Here is a 6389-nt window from a genome sequence, read left to right as displayed (position 1 = left end):
ATAATAATGATTGAATGTAAAGCAGGAATCTAAGGGAAGTCCAGTCCGAACCACCCGATTGCACCTGTATTTGTCGGCTTCATACCAAAAAAGCCTGAACGAAGTTCAGACCATTAGTTGGGAAAATCCAAGTTTTCTTGAAGAATGAAGAACGCATACGGCCGATCAATAGCAAGAACCACATGATCCCGCAACCGTGATGTCAGAACAGCATGTTCTAACATCAATAATCGATGGTCATTGCGGCCAGCTCCACTTAACCGGCAAGACTTCCCGCCGGGGCTCATAGGTTCCGTTGAGCTGTTCCGACAGCAACTCAACGGAACGTCGGCATATGTCATCCAACTGCTGGCGAACATGCGGTACATCCTCGAGGCCCGGATCATCAAACGACGCCAGTTGAGGTCGTTCCCCGTCATCCGCCCAAACGTCTCGCATCGCATGATGGGCATAGCGGGCCAATTCGGCATTGACGGCGAATACAGCCGTGACATCGCGGTGTTCATCAAGAAAACGAGTGACCGCTCCTTGACCGCTTCCCTGCGCGATCGTTTCCAAATCCAGCATGCACCACAGCGTTTTGTCGATCGGCAAGCCACGCTCCAGAAAAGCAGCCTCGAAGCCCTTGGCTCTTTCGTCCGTCACTGTATTCGTAATTTCTGGTGAAATGTAGGCAATTCGCCCATGTCCTGCATCAAGTAAAGAGGAGATCGCTGCGCGGGTACCACCCGAATTATCCGAGCTGACGCTGTAGGTCCTGATTTCTTTCAAGAAACGGTCGACCAGCACCAACGGCACCCGATCCAGTGACAAGCGTAAAATCGCGTTGCTATAGCTGTCCTGCTCTACGGGAAAAACGATAAATCCGTCGACCCCGCGCTTACGATAATACTCGATGGCCCGGGATTCTTGCTCTTGAGATTCACGCGTAATGCGGATCAGAAGTTCAAGCTCCATATCGGCGCAATATCGTTCCAGCCCGTCCAGTAGCTGCTGATCGATCTTCGTCTTCATCGACGGCAAGATCAACGCAATCGTTTTATTCATGTTCGCTTGAATCATCGGCTCGTGCAATTCGGCCAACTCTCGAACAAAAGTCCCCTTGCCCCTGTACCGGACCAGCAACCCTTCCTCCACCAAGCCATTCAGCGCGTTTTTGGACGTGATCTGGCTAACTTCATACTGCTCGGCAAGTTCTTTCTCCGAAGGGACCAGATCCCCTTGCTTTAATTCACCGATCTCAATGCGGTTACGTATATCGGCTTGAATGCGTTTATATAATGGATATCCCATGTTCAACCTCACTTTTCATGTTAATCCCAATGATTCGCTACAGAAAATATCATATATTTAGTATATCTTATTTTATATTAACTACGATACAATCCTTTTTAGAAAGCGCTTTCTAAATTAGAATTAGGAGGTTAATAGCGTATGAATTGGAACACAAGCTTATGGAAAAAACCGCTCGTCTTTGTCGTAATGTTTACGCTAGCTTTAACGGTGGTTCCATTGCAGTCGGTTTATGCCGCTTCAACCGGCATGGCATGGTCTTCGCAGCAGATCCCCATTTATACGCCGCCATCTGGAGGCGTATGGTACCCGAGGCTCCTTAAGCTGACGCCTAACGAATGGCTGGTGTCTTTCGACACGAATGCCGGCGGTGGCAATACGCGCATCGTCGTATCCAGAACACAGGACAGCGGCCGCACGTGGAGCGCTCCGGTCACAGCCGTCTCCCATGCTGCCGGCAATGTAGGGAATGGACAAATGCTGAGACTCGCGAGCGGCGAAATATGGCTGGCCTATCGGCAGGTCATCCAGAGCGGTTCGACCTACGACATTCAGCTCAACGTCCGTCGAAGCACAGATGGCGGTTACTCGTGGAGCGATTTGCCCGGCGGATTGATCGGTAGTTCAACTGCCAATAGCTTCAAGGGATTGTGGGAGCCGCATCTGGAGATGATCAACGGCACGGTTGCCGTACTTTATGCAGACGACAGTCCCGCGACGGTCGGAACTACCGGGCTACAGAATCTGTACATGAAGACGTGGACCGGAAGCGGTTGGGGCAGCCGCATTACCATCAGTGACGGCGTCGCGGCCGGTTCAAGGGACGGCATGCCAGTCATCACGCGAATGAACGACGGGCGTTATATGACCGTATTCGAGGCTTCGGACGTCCCGGGCCATCCTTTTGTCATCAAATATAAAATATCACCAAACGGTTTGAATTGGTCGGTCCCTCGTCAGACGATGTACGTACCGAGCGGAAATGGCAAAAAAGCCGGCGCTCCCTTCGTCGTGACGCTTCCTGACGGTCGACTAATGGCCGCATTCCAGACCGATGAGAGCAGCGCCAATACGGGAGATCCTTACACCTCGATGCATACGCTGATCAGTTCCGACAACGGTTCGACTTGGCAATACAAGACCAACGTATTCCCGGTATCGGATACGAAATCCTCCAATTGGAATGCCTTGATGACAGTGGATTCAACGCGGGTCGCGGCCGTTACCAGCGCAACTTATCCATCCAATGGCATCTACTTGCGATTCGGTCATACCGTAACGCCAACGCAGACGAATCTCGTCAATAACCCCGGCTTCGAGACAGCGAACGTAACGGGTTGGACGACGTACGGGGACGATTACCCCAATCGCATCCTGATTCATGGAGCCAATGACGGCGTCGGGGTTCCTGCGGCGGAAGGCTCGTATTTCGTCGGGCTCGCAGGCACGTCTGGACCCGCAACCGCGTATGTCGGACAGACGATCACAGGACTCGATAACGGCACGTATACGATGCGCGCCCGCATGCGCAGCAGCGGCGGTCAGAACAGTTGTGTCATGGAAGTCAAGGACCATGGCGGCAGTATGCTGCAGACCGGCTGCCCGGTTACAACGGCGTGGACGCCGGTGACGATTGCCAATATTCAAGTGACCAGCGGCAGAGCGACGATCGGATTCTATGTGTCGAATTCCTCCCCCTCCCAGTGGGCGGATATCGATCAGGTTGAATTCTTCAAGAACTGAAGCAGACAATTACAAACGAAAGAAGAGCCGGACAATCCCTTGTAGGGATTGTCCGGCTCGATTTATTGATTCTTGCTTATACGGTCTTCATCTCCAACGCATAGACCGATGCTGGACGCAGCGGGTAGCCGCCCCGCCATGCTTCGATCGGAACCGTTCTCGACGTACAGCGAATGTGTTCCGGGTCGAATACGGAATTGATTTCCTCGAACGATTCCCCCGTAATTTCGTGCAGTTTCATGTTTCCAATCGGCTCCAACATTTCTTCGGTATTCTCAAGTCGGAGTTTCTATACTATAAAGCGTTTGAAAATGTGGAACATTTCAAGGAAGAGTTGAAAAAATATATCGAATACTACAATAACGAAACGGTTGAAGGCAAAAACAAAAATGAGTCCGGTACAGTACCGAACTCATTTTGAGAAAGCTGCCTGATGAAATAACCGTGTCTAACTTTTGGGGGTCACTTCAAGAATGTGGCTTCGGCCAATCTCTATCCAATAACCCTACCCTTCATGAATCCAGACTTCAATCAGACTGTTCCAGTTATTAACCTCATTGCCCTGTCCCACATATCGAATGTACTTGGTTTGGAGCGGGTCGAATTCAAAGGTCTCATACTCCTCCTGCTTCTTACTTGCCATCCCGATGAGAACTTTCTCGTAATGGATGCCGTCAGAAGAGACTTCCAGATCAAAATAATTGGAGCGGGTGTGACCATTATAAAATAAAAGAGTGATGCCATCGATAAGCGTTTCTTCTTCTAGCTCTAATTGTAAATACTGTCCCTTACCGTCTGCGGACCATCGGGTATCCGGATCTCGATCTAAAGTGTTAGCCGGTACGTTCCCGTCATCCGCGCTCGCTGTAACCTTCGTAATCGTAGCAAATGGTCCTTCCGGGGCCGCGATGGGCTCTTTGACCTCGAATCGCTCCCTTGCTTCGACCTGCACACCGTTAAAGATACAACTGGCTATGATATCCACGACGCCTGGACGAAGTGCATGAAACGTACGCTCCTCCATATAGCCGATCACAGGGTCACTTACACTGAAAGTAACCGGTATATTCAATTCATCGATGTTGACCATCTCGCCATCGTCCAGGGTCAGATATGCGGATAGTGCACCATGGTTCCCTGCACTGATCGCATGCCCGGATACCCTCCAGCCCGAAGAACTTTTATCCGGCACGATCGTGATGTTCTCAGGCAATACCGGCGTTTCCGCTACGCGGAAGATCAAGCGGAATTTCTGCTTATGTTTGCCTTCCGTGACCGTGATGGTCCCCGTTCCGTTCGCATTACTCGGTTGCTCAATGCTAACCTTCGCCTTATCTGACAACGCCGCTGCCGAAATAATCGGTGTGTCCGTCGTTCCATATGGTAATGTATACAGATATTCGGTTCTCAAAGACTGCATGCCAGCCACCGCTTCTCCGTTGACTAACAAAGATTTCAATCCGACACGCATATTATCCTGCCGCTTCTTATTCTGGTCTTTATACAGACTCTTTGGAGACAATATGTCTCCTTGTCCAATGCCTTCAGCCATATCGAACGGCTGCGTATTCGCATCCGGAATGGAACCGACAATATTCACATTGACACCGGTTACATTTCCTTTCGTGCCAATCACATAACCATGGCCATGCTGCTCAGATTCCACGATCACTCCCGGCTTACTTCGATGAGCAGCCTGACCTGTTGTATTCCAGAATACGCTTTCCGTAGTTACAACCCCGTGCCGATTTGTCTCGGATGAACCATAGTCTCGGGTTATCGCAGAGATCGCGTCACCATTCACAGTCAGATTATCAATCAGATTAGCCATGCTCATATACATGTGAAAATCGGTCAGCAGTGTTGGATTCTCGGAATATGCATCAAGCAGTACATTCCCATTCGCTGAGAAGTTGGCGTAAGTGTAGCTGTGTCTAGCCCCTACTGCACGGCTATTCTTAATGAGATTATCGTTGCCGATAAATTGATACAGATAACCATTCCCATTAGCTCCGCGGTACTGTGGATACTCCATCGTCACTTGATCCACGGTCACGTTCTTGGTTCGATCCAGAATGATTCCTTTGGACAAAATATGATAGTCCGTGTTCCCGGCCGGTTTGTACGTGCTGATGTTGCGAATCCAGCTATTAGCCGCTGCCACTACGTTAATCGCTTTCGCATTATCGCTCTCATACCCTGCGGTACCTTCTACCTTGAAGTCGTCTTCCCCAAGTCCGGACTTGCTGTTCTGAATATTAGCAATGGAGAAATGCTCGAGTCCCACTTCCTGAAGGGGCGCTTCCGTTTTCGTTATCGTAATATGATCCCTCAATTTCATCGGATAACGAGTCGGTATATCCAATGTTATCGTCTGTTGAACAGGATCAACACCAACGATCTGACGATAGAACAGCGGTTCGATCTTTCCGAGCCGTGATGCCCATTTATTTTGCATACCCAGCTCTTGCAGAAAACCTAACGTTGTCTCGAACGAGATTAACACATAATCGTTGACCCTGAATCCTTCCGTGTTCTCTACCGGCAGCAGGACCGATGGGGTCATGACTGATTTGCGCAGCTTCGTTGAGGTCTCGGTTCTCTTCCAGTCCCCATTGCTTATCCGGATAATATCTTTGTTCTTCATATTCTCTTGCGCATTGTAAATATAGGTTTTGTTCGTTCCTTCTCCTCTAAGGACCACGTGGCTGGAAGCGATGTTCAGTGAAGAATCCTTGCCGTTCTGCGGCGTTACCTGATAAGTTCCCTTCGGTAAGAATACGACTCCCCCACCTTGCAGATGCATCGTCAATCGCTTTCTGAATGGCCAGCGTTGAATCCGTTCGCCCCGTCGGATCAGCTTTGTATGGTGACTTCGTTACATTAATTCCCTCGTGTTTCTTGAATTTCGGCAATTCCTTCTCACCGCGGTGATAACCGGCATAGGCGAAATCATGCAAGAAACGTCCCTGATCATCCTGATACCCGGGATACCAGGCTTTCGGATACAATCGGCTGCGTCCATCTGTGCCAAGCGACAAATCTTCGGTCACGTTTGCGTTCGATACCTGTTGCTCATTAACATTCGCCTGGGCTTCATTTGTTTTGCCGATCGTCAGAAGCCCTGTTCCCAGTGTAACGACCAGCAGCAAAGCAGGCCATTTTGTTCTCATTGTCTTCCTCCTTTATATGCATTTCGATGTTATGATTGATCATATTGCTGTCCTCTTCACCTCCTTCTGATTTCACCTTGATTGTATGTGTCCCGTTTCTCTTTGAACATGAACATTTTCGCCATTTTGGTTAGTAAATTGTCCACTAACGCCTTTGTTCACTCATTACGGCACGGTTAT

The 6389-nt window shown here is 49.7% G+C and carries 5 protein-coding genes and 1 pseudogene; 2 read left to right on the top strand and 4 right to left on the bottom strand.

The features are described from left to right. Positions 1–237: 237 nt before the first annotated feature. Positions 238–1293, bottom strand: coding sequence for a GntR family transcriptional regulator (locus tag JCM10914_RS15940; protein ID WP_023962783.1), 1056 nt, complete (start codon positions 1291–1293; stop codon positions 238–240). Between the two features lie 141 nt (positions 1294–1434). Between JCM10914_RS15940 and JCM10914_RS15935 the strand changes: the two genes are divergently transcribed. Further along, positions 1435–3036, top strand: a complete 1602-nt coding sequence (locus tag JCM10914_RS15935) for a sialidase family protein (RefSeq protein ID WP_023962781.1) — start codon at positions 1435–1437, stop codon at positions 3034–3036. Positions 3037–3112: 76 nt separating this feature from the next. On the opposite strand, the gene JCM10914_RS29295 is transcribed toward JCM10914_RS15935, so the two are convergent. Then, entirely contained in the window at positions 3113–3277 is a 165-nt protein-coding gene (locus tag JCM10914_RS29295; protein ID WP_023962779.1) for a hypothetical protein, read from the bottom strand. A 12-nt stretch (positions 3278–3289) separates the two neighbouring features. Here JCM10914_RS29295 and JCM10914_RS28465 point away from each other — a divergent pair. Further along, positions 3290–3470, top strand: a pseudogene (locus JCM10914_RS28465) (IS3 family transposase); the annotation flags it as partial. Between the two features lie 71 nt (positions 3471–3541). On the opposite strand, the gene JCM10914_RS15925 reads toward JCM10914_RS28465, so the two are convergent. Both JCM10914_RS15925 and JCM10914_RS30530 read right to left on the bottom strand, forming a co-directional pair. Continuing rightward, the gene (locus JCM10914_RS15925) at positions 3542–5842 is read right to left on the bottom strand and encodes a discoidin domain-containing protein (RefSeq protein ID WP_231638672.1); all 2301 of its coding nucleotides are present in this window, start codon (positions 5840–5842) and stop codon (positions 3542–3544) included. Beyond that, positions 5730–6209, bottom strand: coding sequence for a hypothetical protein (locus tag JCM10914_RS30530; protein ID WP_023962773.1), 480 nt, complete (start codon positions 6207–6209; stop codon positions 5730–5732). Before JCM10914_RS30530 ends, JCM10914_RS15925 begins: the two co-directional genes overlap by 113 nt. Positions 6210–6389: the final 180 nt, after the last annotated feature.

The sequence above is a fragment of the Paenibacillus sp. JCM 10914 genome (assembly GCF_001315105.1).
Lineage (GTDB): Bacteria > Bacillota > Bacilli > Paenibacillales > Paenibacillaceae > Paenibacillus_AQ.
This window is presented reverse-complemented; position numbering and strand designations above follow the sequence as displayed.

What these genes read in the sequence shown, in the direction of transcription:
- JCM10914_RS15940 (WP_023962783.1), bottom strand. Translation starts at nt 1,293, where the DNA reads ATGGGATATCCATTATATAAACGCATTCAAGCCGATATACGTAACCGC.
- JCM10914_RS15935 (WP_023962781.1), top strand. Translation starts at nt 1,435, where the DNA reads ATGAATTGGAACACAAGCTTATGGAAAAAACCGCTCGTCTTTGTCGTA.
- JCM10914_RS29295 (WP_023962779.1), bottom strand. Translation starts at nt 3,277, where the DNA reads ATGAAACTGCACGAAATTACGGGGGAATCGTTCGAGGAAATCAATTCC.
- JCM10914_RS15925 (WP_231638672.1), bottom strand. Translation starts at nt 5,842, where the DNA reads ATGCATCTGCAAGGTGGGGGAGTCGTATTCTTACCGAAGGGAACTTAT.
- JCM10914_RS30530 (WP_023962773.1), bottom strand. Translation starts at nt 6,209, where the DNA reads ATGAGAACAAAATGGCCTGCTTTGCTGCTGGTCGTTACACTGGGAACA.